This window comes from Bradyrhizobium sp. 33ap4 (genome assembly GCF_032654765.1).
Classification (GTDB): Bacteria; Pseudomonadota; Alphaproteobacteria; order Rhizobiales; family Xanthobacteraceae; genus Bradyrhizobium; species Bradyrhizobium australafricanum.
Genome location: NZ_JAUMTJ010000175.1, coordinates 1 through 1330 on the forward strand (window position 1 = coordinate 1; position 1330 = coordinate 1330).

Genomic DNA, 1330 nt, shown 5'->3' on the forward strand with positions numbered 1-1330 from the left:
TGCTTCTGTGGTCTACTTCGCGAGCCAGGCGGTAAAGCGTTGGCGCAGATCATCGCCCTTCTCAACCCAGAAGGCGGCATCCCTCAGCAGAGCATTGCCCATATGGTCGGGCGCATTCGGAAAGTGGGGTAGCATCGCCGGCCTAACAAGCGCGATCGCGTCCTCGTTAGTGGGCCCGTAGGGCAGGTAGTCCGTCAGTTCGGCCTGTGCCTTTGGCGAGCCGGCGAAGGCGAAGAATTTGTAAGCGTCATCCAGCCGCGGGCTGCCCTTGGGAATCGTCCAGACAGAGACTTCCAAATACTGGGCATCCCACATGATCTCGAAGTGCTTCCCGGAGTTCTTGACGGCATCGTAGATGCGGCCGTTGAAAATCGAAGTCATGACGACCTGGCCGTCGGCGAGAAGCTGCGGCGGCTGGGCCCCAGCCTGCCACCAGACGACGTCCTTCTTGATCGTGTCGAGCTTCTTGAAGGCGCGGTCGACGCCCTCGGGCGTGTCGAGCACCTTGTAGACGTCCTTGGTTGGTACTCCGTCGGCGATCAGCGCCCATTCGAGATTGCCCCGGGGTTCCTTTCGTAGTCCGCGCTTGCCGGGGAATTTCTGCAGGTCAAAGAAGTCGGCAATAGTCTTCGGGCCGTTCGGCAACTTGTCCTTGTCATAGGCGATGACCCTGGCAGAGGTGAAATTCGGCAGCCCACAGTCCTGGTTGTTGCCGCCCAGGAACTTGGCCCGGTCAAGGCCCAGCCTGTTCCAGTCGATCGTCTCCAGGAGGCCCTCGGCGCACAATTGCATGACCGAGATCATGTCGTTGTCGACCACGTCCCAGCTCACGCTCTTGGACTCGACCATGGCGTGGATCTTGGCGATCTCGCCGTTGTACTCGTCTTCGGTGATCTTGATACCGGTCACCTTCGAGAAGGGCTCGAAAACGGCCTTGCGCAGGCTTGTCTGGTAAGCCCCTCCAGTGGAGGTGACTGTCAGTTGGTCGGCCGCAAAGGCGGGTTTCGTCGGCGCTAACGCGCCCGCCACCATGCCGATTAAGGCCAAGGCACCGGTCGTCATGAATGACTTCCTCATCGTCTACTCTCCCTTCTGCCCCTCAGGATTGAAGGCGGCGTTGCCGAAGGCCTAGTCCACCTTGCTCATGCCGAAGGCGCGGTCGTCGTCACGATGCATCGAGCGCCCGACAATCCTCCGTTTTCCAGCCGATGGTGGTCGTCGCACCGGGCTCGAGCTGCACCACGCCCTCCGAGTTCGGCAGCTTGATCACGAAATCATCATGGCCGCACACCGAGACGCGGGTACGCACGTGGTCGCCCAGATAGATCAC

At 60.7% G+C, this 1330-nt stretch carries 2 protein-coding genes; both read right to left on the reverse strand.

Going from position 1 to position 1330, the window contains the following annotated elements:
- Window positions 1-12: 12 nt before the first annotated feature.
- On the reverse strand, window positions 13-1062 hold the full coding sequence (locus Q2M23_RS43570) for an ABC transporter substrate-binding protein (protein ID WP_316399512.1): 1050 nt from the start codon (window positions 1060-1062) through the stop codon (window positions 13-15).
- Window positions 1063-1165: 103 nt separating this feature from the next.
- Window positions 1166-1330 (reverse strand): TOBE domain-containing protein, encoded by a 165-nt coding sequence (locus Q2M23_RS43575; protein ID WP_316399513.1) that lies wholly within the window; start codon window positions 1328-1330, stop codon window positions 1166-1168.

What these genes read in the sequence shown, in the direction of transcription:
- Q2M23_RS43570 (WP_316399512.1), bottom strand. Translation starts at nt 1,062, where the DNA reads ATGACGACCGGTGCCTTGGCCTTAATCGGCATGGTGGCGGGCGCGTTA.